The organism is Gammaproteobacteria bacterium (genome assembly GCA_013001575.1).
GTDB lineage: Bacteria > Pseudomonadota > Gammaproteobacteria > Steroidobacterales > JABDMI01 > JABDMI01.
Window position 1 is genome coordinate 1 of the sequence record JABDMI010000067.1, and the last position, 14,024, is coordinate 14,024.

At 47.9% G+C, this 14,024-nt stretch carries 17 protein-coding genes; 6 read left to right on the forward strand and 11 right to left on the reverse strand.

Annotation, left to right across the window (positions count from 1 at the left end; all coding sequences use genetic code 11):
• A partial coding sequence (gene tldD, locus HKN88_05960) for a metalloprotease TldD (GenBank protein NNC97601.1) occupies positions 1-1,062 on the forward strand: 1,062 nt, incomplete at its 5' end.
• A 46-nt stretch (positions 1,063-1,108) separates the two neighbouring features.
• On the opposite strand, the gene HKN88_05965 is transcribed toward tldD, so the two are convergent.
• The 5 genes from HKN88_05965 to HKN88_05985 form a co-directional block, all read right to left on the reverse strand.
• Positions 1,109-1,318 carry a SlyX family protein gene (locus tag HKN88_05965; GenBank protein NNC97602.1) on the reverse strand — a complete coding sequence of 70 codons (210 nt, stop codon included), beginning with the start codon at positions 1,316-1,318 and terminating at the stop codon, positions 1,109-1,111.
• A 24-nt stretch (positions 1,319-1,342) separates the two neighbouring features.
• On the reverse strand, positions 1,343-2,089 hold the full coding sequence (locus tag HKN88_05970) for a DUF547 domain-containing protein (GenBank protein NNC97603.1): 747 nt from the start codon (positions 2,087-2,089) through the stop codon (positions 1,343-1,345).
• A gap of 126 nt (positions 2,090-2,215) precedes the next feature.
• Positions 2,216-3,256: a 5-(carboxyamino)imidazole ribonucleotide synthase gene (locus HKN88_05975; GenBank protein NNC97604.1), complete on the reverse strand. Its 1,041-nt coding sequence runs from the start codon at positions 3,254-3,256 to the stop codon at positions 2,216-2,218.
• Positions 3,257-3,300: 44 nt separating this feature from the next.
• Positions 3,301-3,801 carry a 5-(carboxyamino)imidazole ribonucleotide mutase gene (gene purE / locus HKN88_05980; GenBank protein ID NNC97605.1) on the reverse strand — a complete coding sequence of 167 codons (501 nt, stop codon included), beginning with the start codon at positions 3,799-3,801 and terminating at the stop codon, positions 3,301-3,303.
• A 104-nt stretch (positions 3,802-3,905) separates the two neighbouring features.
• Entirely contained in the window at positions 3,906-4,496 is a 591-nt protein-coding gene (locus HKN88_05985; protein ID NNC97606.1) for a DUF615 domain-containing protein, read from the reverse strand.
• A gap of 133 nt (positions 4,497-4,629) precedes the next feature.
• Between HKN88_05985 and pmbA the strand changes: the two genes are divergently transcribed.
• A complete protein-coding gene (gene pmbA / locus HKN88_05990) occupies positions 4,630-5,955 on the forward strand; it encodes a metalloprotease PmbA (GenBank protein ID NNC97607.1) in 1,326 nt (441 codons plus the stop codon).
• 12 nt (positions 5,956-5,967) lie between these two features.
• On the opposite strand, the gene HKN88_05995 is transcribed toward pmbA, so the two are convergent.
• Both HKN88_05995 and HKN88_06000 read right to left on the reverse strand, forming a co-directional pair.
• Positions 5,968-7,311 carry a YihY/virulence factor BrkB family protein gene (locus HKN88_05995; GenBank protein ID NNC97608.1) on the reverse strand — a complete coding sequence of 448 codons (1,344 nt, stop codon included), beginning with the start codon at positions 7,309-7,311 and terminating at the stop codon, positions 5,968-5,970.
• A 78-nt stretch (positions 7,312-7,389) separates the two neighbouring features.
• Positions 7,390-7,827 carry a hypothetical protein gene (locus tag HKN88_06000; protein ID NNC97609.1) on the reverse strand — a complete coding sequence of 146 codons (438 nt, stop codon included), beginning with the start codon at positions 7,825-7,827 and terminating at the stop codon, positions 7,390-7,392.
• A gap of 138 nt (positions 7,828-7,965) precedes the next feature.
• Here HKN88_06000 and HKN88_06005 point away from each other — a divergent pair, with 138 nt between their 5' ends.
• Positions 7,966-8,766 carry a cobalamin-binding protein gene (locus tag HKN88_06005; protein NNC97610.1) on the forward strand — a complete coding sequence of 267 codons (801 nt, stop codon included), beginning with the start codon at positions 7,966-7,968 and terminating at the stop codon, positions 8,764-8,766.
• Between the two features lie 103 nt (positions 8,767-8,869).
• Here HKN88_06005 and HKN88_06010 read toward each other — a convergent pair whose 3' ends face one another.
• The 3 genes from HKN88_06010 to HKN88_06020 form a co-directional block, all read right to left on the reverse strand.
• Positions 8,870-9,349, reverse strand: coding sequence for a rhodanese-like domain-containing protein (locus HKN88_06010; GenBank protein NNC97611.1), 480 nt, complete (start codon positions 9,347-9,349; stop codon positions 8,870-8,872).
• Between the two features lie 185 nt (positions 9,350-9,534).
• The gene (locus HKN88_06015) at positions 9,535-9,750 is read right to left on the reverse strand and encodes a GTP-binding protein (protein NNC97612.1); all 216 of its coding nucleotides are present in this window, start codon (positions 9,748-9,750) and stop codon (positions 9,535-9,537) included.
• Positions 9,751-9,776: 26 nt separating this feature from the next.
• Complete coding sequence (locus HKN88_06020; protein NNC97613.1) at positions 9,777-10,709, reverse strand: phosphoribosylaminoimidazolesuccinocarboxamide synthase; 933 nt, start codon at positions 10,707-10,709, stop codon at positions 9,777-9,779.
• Positions 10,710-10,817: 108 nt separating this feature from the next.
• Here HKN88_06020 and djlA point away from each other — a divergent pair, with 108 nt between their 5' ends.
• The 3 genes from djlA to HKN88_06035 all read left to right on the forward strand — a co-directional run bounded on the left by djlA (position 10,818) and on the right by HKN88_06035 (position 13,301).
• The gene (djlA, locus tag HKN88_06025; GenBank protein ID NNC97614.1) at positions 10,818-11,813 is read left to right on the forward strand and encodes a co-chaperone DjlA; all 996 of its coding nucleotides are present in this window, start codon (positions 10,818-10,820) and stop codon (positions 11,811-11,813) included.
• Between the two features lie 85 nt (positions 11,814-11,898).
• Complete coding sequence (gene rpe, locus HKN88_06030) at positions 11,899-12,585, forward strand: ribulose-phosphate 3-epimerase (protein NNC97615.1); 687 nt, start codon at positions 11,899-11,901, stop codon at positions 12,583-12,585.
• A gap of 83 nt (positions 12,586-12,668) precedes the next feature.
• Entirely contained in the window at positions 12,669-13,301 is a 633-nt protein-coding gene (locus HKN88_06035; protein ID NNC97616.1) for an aminodeoxychorismate/anthranilate synthase component II, read from the forward strand.
• A gap of 3 nt (positions 13,302-13,304) precedes the next feature.
• Here HKN88_06035 and crp read toward each other — a convergent pair whose 3' ends face one another.
• A complete protein-coding gene (gene crp, locus HKN88_06040; protein NNC97617.1) occupies positions 13,305-13,955 on the reverse strand; it encodes a cAMP-activated global transcriptional regulator CRP in 651 nt (216 codons plus the stop codon).
• Positions 13,956-14,024: the final 69 nt, after the last annotated feature.

The window sequence follows — 14,024 nt, forward strand, 5'->3', positions numbered from 1 at the left end:
CCACTGGATTCCTTAAGCGATGACGACAAAGTGGCCTTGTTGCAAAAGATCGATCAACTGGCTCGCGCCAAAGATTCGCGGGTACAACAAGTGAATGCCACATTGGCGGGTAGCTATGAAGTGGTGATGGTCAATAATGCAGCCGGCGAATGGGTGGTGGATGTGCGCCCTTTGATCCGATGTAATGTTTCGGTCATTGTTGAGCAAAATGGCCGGCGTGAATCCGGTTATGCCGGAGGGGGAGGACGTTATTCCTATACCGATCTCATCGATCAAAATCTACCACAAGAATTTGTCGACAAAGCCGTACATCAGGCCCTGGTAAATCTGGAGTCTATCCCGGCACCGGCCGGTAGCATGACGGTGGTGCTTGGCAATGGTTGGCCGGGGGTGTTATTACATGAAGCCATCGGGCATGGTTTGGAAGGTGACTTTAACCGCAAAGGATCCTCGGCATTTAGTGGCCGGGTGGGTGAGCAAGTCGCTTCAAGTTTATGCACGATCGTTGATGACGGCACCATACAGGGTCGACGCGGCTCGTTAAGCATGGATGACGAAGGCCAACAGACCCAATGCACTACCCTGATCGAGAACGGTATTCTCAAGGGGTATATGCAAGACCGCATGAATGCGCGTTTGATGGATGTGGCGCCCACCGGTAACGGTCGGCGTGAATCCTACGCGCATCTCCCGATGCCACGCATGACCAATACCTATATGTTAGCTGGCGAGTCCGACCCGCAAGAAATCATCGAGTCGGTTAAAGACGGAATCTATGCGGTTAATTTTGGCGGCGGTCAGGTGGATATCACTTCGGGCAAGTTTGTATTCTCGGCCAATGAAGCCTATCTCATCGAGAACGGTAAAGTCACAGCCCCGGTCAAAGGCGCGACGCTGATCGGCAATGGCCCGGATGCATTAACCCGGGTTTCCATGGTCGGCAATGACCTGGAGCTGGATACCGGAGTCGGGGTATGTGGCAAGGAAGGACAAAGTGTGCCGGTTGGGGTTGGACAACCGACCTTGAAGATTGATGGCTTGACGGTGGGTGGAACAGCTTAGTCGTGATTGACTTGTAAGGTCGAAAACTTTATTAAAAAACCAAATTTCAATAATGCGGCGGGACTTCGTCTTCAGGTCTGGGTTGTTCTCCTACATTTGCGTCACTGTTTTTAATGGTCTCTAAGGCCTGTATATGACTGATCTTGAGTTTTTCCAACTCTTTTTGTTGTCGGTAGAATTCATCGCTTAGCTTGTTGAGTGCATCTTCCAGAAAGGCGACTTTAACTTCCAGTTCTTGTAGGGCATCGTTACTCATGCGGATAAATCCTTTTTACGGTTGTTATTTACTTTTCTGGTCATTCAATTTCCAGTTATAAGACAGATAAGAAACCTTCCAGGTGTTTGTCGAATTAAGCATTTCCGCAGATTCTTCCGAAATATAAGGCTGGATCGTTTCCAGAAGCTCGGACTCAGTCTCGCCAAAATCTTCACCAAACCATTTCAGGATGGATGAGAGTTTTACGCGACCACGATTTTCATCGATCTGGAAATTGCCATCTTGAGCGAAAAAATGTTTGGCATTTTTGACTAACTGTTGTTCCAGTTTATCGCCGGTAAAAGCTTCATTCAACAAGCGCGGACAACTCTTTGCCGCACACACAATGGCGTAATGAATTCTGGCTTCATCCATTTTTCTCAAAATGTCGTGTTCGATCTCGTCCAGTGAATAGGCGTCTTCATCCACCTTTAGTTGCAGATCTTTCCAGATGTTGTAACCGAATAACTTCGAAGTGTGATTGCGGATGGAGCTGGTCGGGTATTTTTCCAAAATGCCGTAAATGGTTAATGCGTTATAGGCATTGATCCAGAAGGCGAGGGTATTCTCCTTGCTTGCAGGTTTTTCAGGATCGGCAGCCGACAAGGATTCAAGATAGTCAGACAGCGTGTCTACATCATTTTTTTTCCAACCCGAATAATCCACGTCGCCATTTTTATCAACGTATTTTTTCAGCAAAGCATCATATGCGTCATGCTTGATATTATTCATACTGACCGTTTTATCCGGGCTTGTTCCGATTATGCTCATAGGTTTCGCGCTTATTGACAAGTTCGTCACAAACAGTGCGAACAAAGTGATGATCAGGAGTAGAGTTTTGTTTGGCATTGGCAAGAGTATGGTTGCGACTCTTATAAGAAAGTCCCGGGCTCTGGATTATTTCAGGTAATGATAGGTAATATGCCCGACTTTACGTCCGGGGCGCGGCTCTTTGGCGTAGTCGTGGTAATGTGCATTCAGGTCTTGCATGGCTTCTGCACGATCAAGCATTTCACCCAGGCAGTTCAGCATTTTGCTTACGCCAACTGCGGAACAATCGCCTAAAGGTAATCCACTAATTGCCCGGATATGGTTTTCAAATTGTGACGTCAGTGCACCCTCGATGCTCCAGTGTCCTGAATTATGCACGCGTGGCGCCATTTCATTAATGATCAAACCGCCTTTGGACACAAAGTATTCAACGGCTAACACGCCGACATAATTAAAATGTTCCAGCAGTTTGCGGGTGTGGCGTTGCGCAAGTTCGGCCAAGGCGTCATCTTGATAGGGTGCATTGGTCTCAACCAGAACTCCATTCTTATGGATGTTATGCGCCAGTGGATAGAACTTTATTTCGCCGTCTTTACCGCGTACCGCAACTTGTGAGACTTCTTTGTCAAAATCCACAAAACCTTCAAGCAGACAGGCAAGATTGTTCAATTCTTTCCAGCCGGCGATCAATTCGGAAAAATCTTTAACCCGAACCTGACCTTTACCGTCATAACCCAGGCGCCGGGTTTTCAGGATGCCTGGAAAGGTAAAATCCCTGGCATTCGTGAGGTCTGATTCATTTTCAATATTCAGGTAATCAGGCGTCGGGATATCTAAGGCATCGAATAATGTTTTTTCACTTAAACGATCCTGGGCTGTTTTCAGTGCATCAACGGCTGGATGGAATGTGACGTGTTGCACGATCTCATCCAGAGCCGACGCCGGGACATTCTCAAAATCAAAAGTGAGCACATCGCAGCGCTTGGCAAGCTCCAGAAGTTTATCCTGATCGTCGTATTCCGCCACGATCAACTCGCCCAGATCTGCAGCGGGGCAGCTGGCGTAGGTGTCTAGAAAAATGAATTTGTATCCAAGCGGGATTCCGGCCAATGCCATCATTCGGGCTAATTGCCCACCGCCGATAATTCCAATCGTGTTAACCGTCATAAGTGTTGGTCTGGTTATTATGGAAATTGCGTATACAAAAAAATCTATTCAGGCTTCGGATGGGCCAGAACATCATCGGTTTGTTGTTGTCGATACGCATCCAGATGCTTGCGAACTGTGTCATCGTCATTGGCGATAATGGAGGCGGATAACAAGGCGGCATTGATCGCGCCGGCGGTACCAATAGCGAGGGTGCCTACCGGAATACCCTTGGGCATTTGCACGATCGAGAGCAAAGAGTCCATGCCACTCAGGGCCTTGGATTCAACCGGTACCCCAAGCACAGGCAAAGAGGTTTTGGCAGCGGTCATACCGGGTAAATGTGCGGCACCACCTGCACCGGCAATGATCACTTTAAGTCCGCGCTCACGGGCATTACTGGCGTAATCAAATAGCAGGTCTGGCGTACGATGAGCCGACACAATATTCACTTCGTGCGGGATATCGAGTAGACCAAGAATCCTGGCCGCATTCTGCATGGTGCTCCAGTCAGATTGCGAACCCATGATGATGCCAACCAGTGGCGTTTGAGAATTTGTGGACATGAGGAAGCTTCCCCGCGGCTTTTCCAGCCTGTTCTAAAACGGTATTTTATCAGTTTTGAGAAAAAATGCTGAGTCAGCGGATATAAATTGGGTAATTCTCAGGCTTAAGTCTCTTCTTTTTGCGAAGTTGGGGCATTTGCAAAAATGTCGTCTCGCAGCAGTTTGAACAAAACCCTGGCTGCCTTGGGTGATTTGTTGGCCTGTTTTTCTTTATTGGCCTGACGTATAAGCTGGCGCAACGATTGACGATGAGTCTGGTCGTCAAGTTGCAAATCTTCGTACAACACATCGATGGCAGCAGTGCCTTCATGAATCAATCGGTCACGCCATTGTTCGATCTGATGCGAAAGCTCCTTACTGGCCATGGTTTCAGCAGCCCATTCACGCAGTTTGGTTTCCAGTGGCTCGACATCGATCTGCCGCATGAGTTTGCCAACGTATTGTTTTTGACGTTTCATACCACCGTGGGCACGCGAACCTTTTGCCATGAGGCGTTTTAGATCGAGCAGTGCGCGGTGTAATGTTGCTGGCAGGTCAAGTTGCTCCAACCGGCTTGCACTCAGGGTCGCCAAGGTTTCGCCGATCTTTTGTTTGGCGGTACTGTCACGTTTAAGCGCCGATTTACTCGGAGCATCATCGCTGATGTCAGTTTTGTCAGTAGAGTCCGGATTCATCAAGCGGCACTGTGGTTGCACAATAAAGTCAGTACAATACGCGTTCTTTAAGGAATATCAAGCTTAGCCCATGACAGCATCGACCCAATCTTCCCCTGAATCTTCCCCCCAGTCTTCCTCACAATCATCCGCACTGGCATCCATCACCGCTCCCATGCAGCTGGATGAAGGTCGTTTGCAAGAACAGGTTCAGTCCGCTCTAAGCCTGGCCAAAAAGCTTGGCGCTACGCAAGCGGCGGTTGGACTGAGTATTGAACAAGGCGTTTCGGTAGGCGTGCGTTTACAGGAAGTGGAAACCCTGGAAGCGCAACAAGACCAGGGCTTTGGTTTGACTGTTTACGTAGGCAAGCGCAAAGGCAGCGCCAGTACTAGCGCGATCACCCCCGCTGCAATCAAAGAAACGGTGCATAAGGCGGTCAAGATCGCGTCTTTTACCATTGAAGACGAATTCGCAGGTCTTGCCGATGCCGAACGCATGGCTAGCGAGTTTCATGAGCTGGATCTGTATCACCCGTTCACCACCAGTTTGCCTGAATTGATCGAGCGTGCCCGCGAGTGTGAATATGCCGCGCGTGCCGTTGATTCACGCATCAATAATTCAGAAGGCTCAAGTATCAACAGCACACAAGCGTTTTCCTTATACGCCAACACCCACGGTTTTATGGGGCAGCGTCTGAGCACTTCGCATTCACAAAGTGTCTCAGTGATCGCCGAGCATGAGCAACAAATGGAACGCGATTACTGGTACAGCGTGGCGCGTGATGCCTCAGACCTGACCTCACCCGGCGAGATCGGTCGCATTGCCGGAGAACGCACCATCAAGCGTCTGGGCGCGCAAAAACTGACAACCCGCGTCGCACCGGTATTGTTTGTGCCACAAATGGCGCGCGGTTTGTTCAGTTCGGCTATTTCTGCTTTGAGTGGCAGCAACCAGTACCGACAGTCGAGTTTTTTACTCAAGGCCCAAGGCCAAACGGTGTTTCCGGATTTTGTAAATCTGCGTATCGAACCGCATTTACCCAAGGGCCTGGGCAGTGCCGATTATGACGCCGAAGGGGTTGCTACCTACGCGCGCGACCTGGTTAAGGACGGGGTGATCATGGATTACGTTCTAGGCAGTTATTTTGCCCGTAAACTTGGATTACGATCCACCGCCAATGCCGGCGGCGTGCAGAATGTAAAGGTCAGCACCTCGAATTTCGATCAAACCGCATTGATCCAAAAAATGCATACAGGCCTGGTGGTTACCGAACTCATGGGGCAAGGTGTAAACCCTGTGACCGGCGACTATTCGCGCGGGGCATCCGGCTTCTGGGTGGAAAATGGCGAGATCCAATACCCGGTATCTGAGATCACTATCGCGTCCAATCTTAAAGATATGTACCGGCAAATTGTGGCAATCGGAAATGATGTCAATACGGAATCCAGTCTGCTCACCGGGTCGGTGTTACTTGAATCGATGACTATCGCGGGCGAGTAAGTCTTAAAATTTTCATTCTTCTTCGCGGGAAGATATTTCCGTGGCTAATATACTGACAATATCCTGGTCGCCAAGTTCTTTCATCAAGCGCGCTTCGGATTGTTGCAACAAGTTTTTCAAGCGCGGATCAAAACGTGTTTCTCCAGGCCAGTCGGTGCGGGTGAAAATTGCTTGTGCAATATCCTGCAAACTGATCTTGGCTGGTGAGCGACCTGGAAAACAATTGGCTTGATCGTCGAAACGCAAAATATCATGCGCTTCCAGACCGTCCAGAATGCGACTGATGTTATTGGCCGGTAACTGGTAATAACGTGCGAGCGCCTCGTGATTCCACTGCTGTGAACCGCTTTCAAAGTCACGACTAACCTGTAACATGATCTCACTGGCAATGCCCAACTCTTGCAAAGGCGATAAGGCCAGGACCTTGGTGCCATGGCGCAGGTGTTGCGGATGACTGAAGTAATACACCAGTCGTGCACCGAGTAACAGGATCAGGCAACTGATGTATAACCAGATCATGAACATGATCAGAATCGCGAAACCGGAATAAATGGCCGAATAGCGGATCGATGAATTCGCCACAAACGCGGCAAAACCAAAACCGATAAATGTCCAGGTCACACCCGCCAAACTACCCCCCAGTACAGCATGCGACAGTTTTACCCGCGCATTGGGGATAAATTTATATAAAAAGGTGAAGGTGCCGGCGACCAGAATGGTGGGCACCAGTTTGCCGAAATTCTCGAGTAAAAACCCGATGGGTGCGACTTCGGATACTTGCCGGGTTAACTTATGACTACTCACCATGGTGCCTAAAGCCAGTGCGCTGAGCATCAGGGTGGGTGCGATGATCAAGGCGCCAATGTATTCAGTAATACGTTTGGCAAAGTTTTTTACCCGGCCAATTTCCCAGATGCTATTAAAGCTGTATTCAACTTTACGAATCAAACTGACCGAAATAAAAAGTAAAAACAATACACCGAACAGTCCCAGTAAGTCGCCACGGATATTTTCCACAAAACCAAGAATATTTTGTGTGATCTCGGCACCTTTGGGGCCAAGCGGTTGCATGAATTGATCGATCAGTTTGATGACATCGTTGTTACGATGAACACCTAAGCCTTTGAGTAAAGAAAAACCCAAGGCCAGCACCGGAATAATAGCTAATAAAAAGGTATACACCAGACTCACAGCGTGCAAACTGATCTGGCCGCGACTGATGTCCCTGAATAATGCGGCAATATAGCGTAAGCAGTTGATCGCAATGCGGATGACTATATTAGATTTGTCCCAGCGACCGGACCAAAGCCAATTTGTAATTTTTTTTGTGTATGTTGGCGAATGCTTTTTTTGCATACGCACAGTTTACCCGTTATAGACCCAACGGGATAACTTATTGAATTTCAGCTGTTGAGAATTTTAGATCTTTGAATTTCAGATCTCTAATTGACGAATGCGCAATTGGTCTTCATCACGACGAGGTTTATGCCGTTTATTCTCATCAAGGTAGTTGTCACCAAAAATACTCGAACGTCGATCAGCTTTACGTCGGTCAGTGTGATGTAGATATTGACATTCGCAGTCGTGGGAGCGGGTGCAGCCTTTGACCGGGAGTAACGGGGCGTCACGCACTAAAAAGCGTACATTGCCCAGTTTTTTGACTGCATCGCAAGCGTGGCTGTCATGTGAAATGGTAACCGCCGAATGCTTGTTTCGCAGCGCGTACTGTTTGCTGTGCCGATGAAACGGACGCTCGTCGTAATTGCGCTGTCTATTGTCAGGTTGATTGCTGTCCTTTTGCTTACCCTTTAACAAGTAAACTACGGTTGCAATAACCGATCCAAAAATTGCGATCAAGATAAAGTCTGCCATAATCCTATCCGTCGTATATCCTTACACCCAAGAGATATTTATACACCTGTTTTGACCAAAAAACCATAGATAAAGCCGACTATTTACGGGTAAATTACAATTGGTCTAAAACTGTTTTAAATCCACTACAGGTTTGCAATGCAGCATTATCCACAACGAATCGTTTGTTTAACCGAAGAAACCACTGAAACTTTGTATTTACTGGAAGAAGATTGGCGGATTGTCGGAATTTCCGGGTTTACGGTCAGACCGGCCAAGGCCCGTAAAGAAAAGCCCAAAGTCTCGGCATTTACCTCGGCAAAAATAGACAAAATACTGGCGCTGGAACCCGATCTGGTTTTGGGTTTTTCTGATCTTCAGGCGGATATCGCCGCCGCTTTGGTCAAACAGGGCATTGCTGTGCATGTGTTTAATCATCGCAGTGTTAAGGAAATTTTCCAGATGATCGCCATGCTTGGCGGCATGATCGGTTGTGAAACAAAAGCCCGGGCTTTGATGGAAAAATTACGCAGTGGTCTGCAAAACATAGAAAACCAAAGTCAGCAATTTCGGCAACGCCCCAAAGTGTTTTTTGAAGAATGGGATGACCCTCTGTTTTCCGGAATTCAATGGGTTTCGGAACTGGTCAGCCTGGCCGGGGGCGATGACGTGTTTCCGGAATTGGCGAAAGAGTCATTAGGCAAGAATCGCATAATCGCTGACCCGACTGAAGTCATACAACGCCAACCGGATATTATTATCGGTTCCTGGTGTGGTAAAAAATTTCGCCCTGAGCATGTACGGGCGCGCCCGGGTTGGGCGTCTATTCCGGCGGTAGTAAATAATGATATTTACGAGATCAAGTCGGCGCATATTCTTCAGCCGGGTCCCGCGGCGCTAACCGATGGTGTGCAACAATTGTTTGATCTGTTCAGTGCCTGGCAAGTGCATAAAGACTAAGTTGCTTGAAGAAGCACAGATGAGCAATGCACGGCTTTACTCGTGTGACACGCTGTCGGTGAAGAACAGGCTGAAGAAAACCTTTAAAAAGCTAGTCTTTAGCTTATGGTTTTAGTTTATTGGTGCCACCAAATTGCAAACGCACATCATAGACAGAAACGCCTTCTTGTAACTCATACACGTTTGCATAGCCATAACCGAAGAGATTGATAAAAGTCGGAATATTCAGGGCCAGTGGACTGAGTTTCAAGGCGAAGGAGTCCGGGTCATCGGTAAAATTATTGTTGCAGTAGATCAGAATGCGAGTGTTTTTAGTCGGGATCAGTTTGGCAAGTTTATCGTTGGTGAAATCCGAGAAATTCAAATGCACGGCCCCGCGTAAATGCCGACGTTGATACATTTGTACCGACCGCGTGTCCAGAATAATGGTGTCGGGGTCCTTGGCCATTGCCAGAAAACTGTCCAGGTCCACTAAACGATCTGCCCGGTGTTTATACGCAGCAATACTCAATTTCTGAAAAGCCTGATAATCGACCGCCGCTTTGGATAAAGGGGAATCAGTGGCAGGGGGGTGTATTGCCATACTGTCAGCCAGTACATGACTTGACGGACTTATTTGGCTGCAAACCAGAGCTATTGTTATAAGAACTTTGTACATATTATTTCCTGAAAGGTATCAAGAGACTACAAGGATTGGCACTCAAATTATGGGTGTTAGAGTGTCACTTTTCAGGAAGGTTCGGACTTGAAAGTTTTTATTGGTATATATTATTGAGTCAGGAAGTCCAGAACATTACCAATTTTTGAAGACCTGGATTTATACAATTCGGTATAGGTACAGTTGGTACAGGTCACAGCAACAAATTTACGATTTTGAATATCAAAGATCCGTGAGAAGATCCCGCCCGTGGTACGAACCTCTTCAACATCAAATTCCCGATTGCGGCATTTAGGACAGTCCCAGTTTCTGTGTTGCATAGTCATTCCTTAGTGTTTGTAGATCAAGAAATTTACCCCAACCATTCATCCAGTGTTTTATCCGTCAACTTTAGTAAGGCTTCTTCGTACTTATCGGCCGATTTATTGCGAATTTCCAATGGAATTTTTGGACCGGGTGCAGTTTTGTTCCAGTCCAGGGTTTCGAGATAATCACGTACGAATTGCTTATCAAAACTCGGAGGGCTGATGCCGACTTGATAACTCTCGGCCGGCCAATAACGTGAAGAGTCAGGGGTTAATATCTCGTCGATCAAGACCAACTCACCATCTTCATCCAGACCGAACTCGAATTTGGTGTCTGCTAATATAATTCCACGCTGTAAGGCGTAGTCGGCCGCGAAATTGTAAATCTCGATCGATACAGCGCGAACTTTTTCGGCCAATTCTTTGCCGATCAAATTCACAACCGTGTCAAAGTCGATGTTCTCGTCGTGTTCACCTTTCTCGGCTTTGGTGGCCGGTGTGAAGATCGGTTCGGGCAATTTGTCGGCCATTTTTAGTTGTGCGGGCAGGGGTATGCCACAGACCATGCCGGTTTTTTGATAATCCTTCCAGCCACTCCCGATCAAATAGCCACGCACCACCGCTTCAACTGGCAAGGCTTTAAGACGTTTGACCACCATGGCGCGACCACGCACCTGCTCGCGGTCCTGATTGTCGGTGAGAACTTCTTCGATGTCGAGATCGGCGCGATGCGAACGAATGATCTTGTCGGTTTTATCAAACCAGAAATTTGTGATCTGGGTCAGGATCTGGCCTTTACCCGGAATCGGTTCCGGCATCACCACATCAAATGCCGATAAACGATCACTCGCCACGATCAGCATATGCTCATCATCAATAGCAAACAGGTCACGCACTTTTCCCTGATAAATGGCGTCTAAACCCTTGAGGCGGGTTTCGTAGACACTGGTTTTTCGGGAATTTGTTGTTGAATCTGACATGTAAATCCTAATCGCGGGTTTTATTTAGTAGAATATTCACACACTCATGTGAACAGGACTCCGAATTTTAACACGCAGCATCCAGCTTGTTAGTAATCACCCGCTGAAATGACAGATTTCGCATATCGTCTCAAAGAGATCGCTTTCTTTATTCCCAAACACATTGGCAAGCTGATTGGTGGTTTGTTGGGTTATTTTGTATTCAAAAGCGCGATCGCGTTTTTTATCCTGGTCTTCTTTGGCAATGAGTTCGATAAGGTTTTTGGTAAGGTGTTCAACAATAAAACCGCTGCCATCGATCATTTATCGCCGCGTAAACGCATAATTTTCTTGCGGGTATTCTTTAATGTTATGGGGCACATCGCCAAAGCCGACGGACGGGTAACCAAGACCGAGATTGCCATTGTGGAAGGCTTGATGCAGGAGATGAAGCTCAAAAGATCCGAAGTGGAACTGGCACAAAGGTCATTTAACGACGGCAAGAACCCGGATTTCCCATTGGCCGAAACTCTGGAAAATTTTTATAAAAAATTTCGTAGCCACATTGCCTTACGTGAATGGTTTTTACGTTTACAGATACAAGTCGCCTTGGCGGGTGACGGAATGTCGTCTGTGGTCGCTCGTTTGCTCAATGCTTGCGCCGCCCAAATGGATATACCCGGCAGTCGTTTCAGTGATCTGGTCAGAGAAGCAAAAATTTTCAATTCCTTCACGCCCTACGCGCGCCAGCGCCCCAGGGACGACAATTATTTTCGTCGTCAAAAACGTGAAAGCCGCTACAGCCGTTACGATTACAGCCACGATGGGGGTTTTGGCCAAGGCCAGCGAAGTCATTACCAGCGCGGTCAACAGCAATATCGTCAACGCAGTTACTCACGTGAACCGGTCAGGGATGCACTTGCCGAGGCATATATTTTGCTTGGGGTGAGTGCCGCCGATGACGCCAAGCACATTACCCGGGCCTATCGCCGCTTATTGAGTCAGAACCATCCTGATAAGTTGATCGGCCAGGGGGCAAATAAAGCCGAACGGGAAGTCGCCAATGCCAAAACCATCGAAATTCGCAAAGCGTATGAATTGATCAAAGCGCGGCGTAATTTTTAGTCTCCGGGCCCGAGTTTTACCAGCAAAACGCTGGCAACAGGGTAAAATAGCCTCCTTTCTCACCACGCCAATAACCGGATCTCACATGACAGATTTTCACGCTGCTAAACACCTGATCGCACCTTCCATTCTTTCTGCCAATTTTGCCAAACTGGGCGAAGAGGTTGATGCAGTGCTTGCAGCCGGTGCCGACATTGTGCATTTTGACGTGATGGATAATCATTACGTGCCAAATTTAACCATTGGTCCGATGGTGTGCAAAGCTTTGCGCGAGCACGGTGTGACAGCACCGATCGACGTGCATCTTATGGTGAGTCCGGTAGATTCCCTGATCGGAATGTTTGCCGATGCCGGTGCCAGTATTATCACTTTTCACCCCGAAGCCTCCCAACACGTTGATCGCAGCTTGCAATTGATCCGTCAAGCGGGCTGTAAAGCCGGGCTGGTGCTGAATCCGGCCACGCCGGTGACCTGGCTGGAGCATGTGATGGACAAACTCGATATGGTTTTACTGATGTCGGTCAATCCGGGTTTTGGTGGTCAATCGTTTATTCCGTCTACTCTCGACAAGGTCAAGATGGTGCGTGACATGATCGAAGAAAGCGGTTTTGATATTCGTCTGGAAGTCGATGGCGGTATCAAGATCAATAATATTGCAGAAGTTGCGGCCGCCGGTGCCGATACCTTCGTGGCAGGATCCGCAATTTTTAATACGGATGATTATGCCGCGACCATTCAGGCCATGCGCGCCGAATTAGCAAAGACAGGGTAGAAAATTTTCGATATCACCAGACATGTAATGCATAGTCTGTTATCTACTTTTATCAACTGTCTTTAAAGCGATAGAATTCTTTTATGATCTTGATGATCGACAATTACGATTCATTCACCTACAACCTGGTGCAGTACCTGGAGGAGTTAGCGGTTCAGCTTGGTCTCGCTACCGCTTCGGAATCTGTGGTTAAAGTGGTGCGTAATGACCAATTCAGTTTGTCGGATATCGAGCAGTGGCAACCCGATTACATTGTGCTCTCACCTGGACCCTGCACGCCGAACGAGGCTGGCTTGTGTCTGGATCTGGTAAAAAACTTCGCCAGTAAAATTCCGATGTTCGGGGTGTGTTTGGGCATGCAATGCATGGTGCAGGCATTGGGTGGCAAGATCGTGCATGCAAAGCAGGTGATGCACGGAAAAACCTCTAGCATTGTGCACGACGGCGCAGCCGAGTACTTCCGTATTCCCCAGCCGTTTACCGCAACCCGCTATCATTCATTGGTGGCCGACCTCGATAGCCTACCCAAGAACCTGATCGTTACGTCATGGACTTGTTCAGAGGAAGAAAATTGCCAGGGACAGATTGAGGAATTAATGGGTATTCGCCATCGCGAGTGGCCGCTGGTGGGCGTGCAGTATCACCCCGAGTCGATCTTGACCAGCGAGGGGAAAAATATATTAAAAAACTTTTTGAATTTGTATCGTAGTTGGTGACGATCAGGTTTTTCTTAGTACGATGGTTTCACCCGGGCGTACATTGTGAACCACGATGGTTTTACCACTGACTTCAACCAGACCTTCTTCTTCCAGAATTTTCAGAACCCGGCCTGCCATTTCGCGCGAACAGCCCACCAAGCGACTGAGTTCGGTACGTGAGACCTTGATCTGCATACCGTCAGGATGGGTTAAGGCATCGGGTTGCAGGCACAGGTCCATTAAGGTGTAGGCGATGCGACCGGCCACGTCCACAAAGGCCAGGTTGCCAAGTTTGATATTGGTTTTGTTTAAACGATTCGAGAGTTGATTGGCCAATTCAAACAGTATTTCCGGATGTTCCTTGACCAGTTCACGGAAACGCGGGTAGGTCATTTCGGCCAAAACAACCTTGGTGCGGGTTCGTACCCAGGCGCTGCGTTCTCCGCGGTCTTCAAACAGGCCCATTTCACCGAGAAAATCGCCTTTGTTGAGATAGGAGAGCACGATCTCATTGCCGTCCTTGTCTTCAATGAGAACTTCGACCGAGCCTTCCAGAATATAAAACAAACTGTCAGGCACATCGCCGGCGTGGATAACTACGGCTTTGTTCGGCAACTCGCGTTGCCGGCTTTTATCAATAAAGACCTGAATGAATTCTTGTGGAGATGACATGCTTATTCCGCTTTTAAATAACCTTTATACGCTCAGTGTGACAGACAATAAGTTGTTTGACAGAATTGA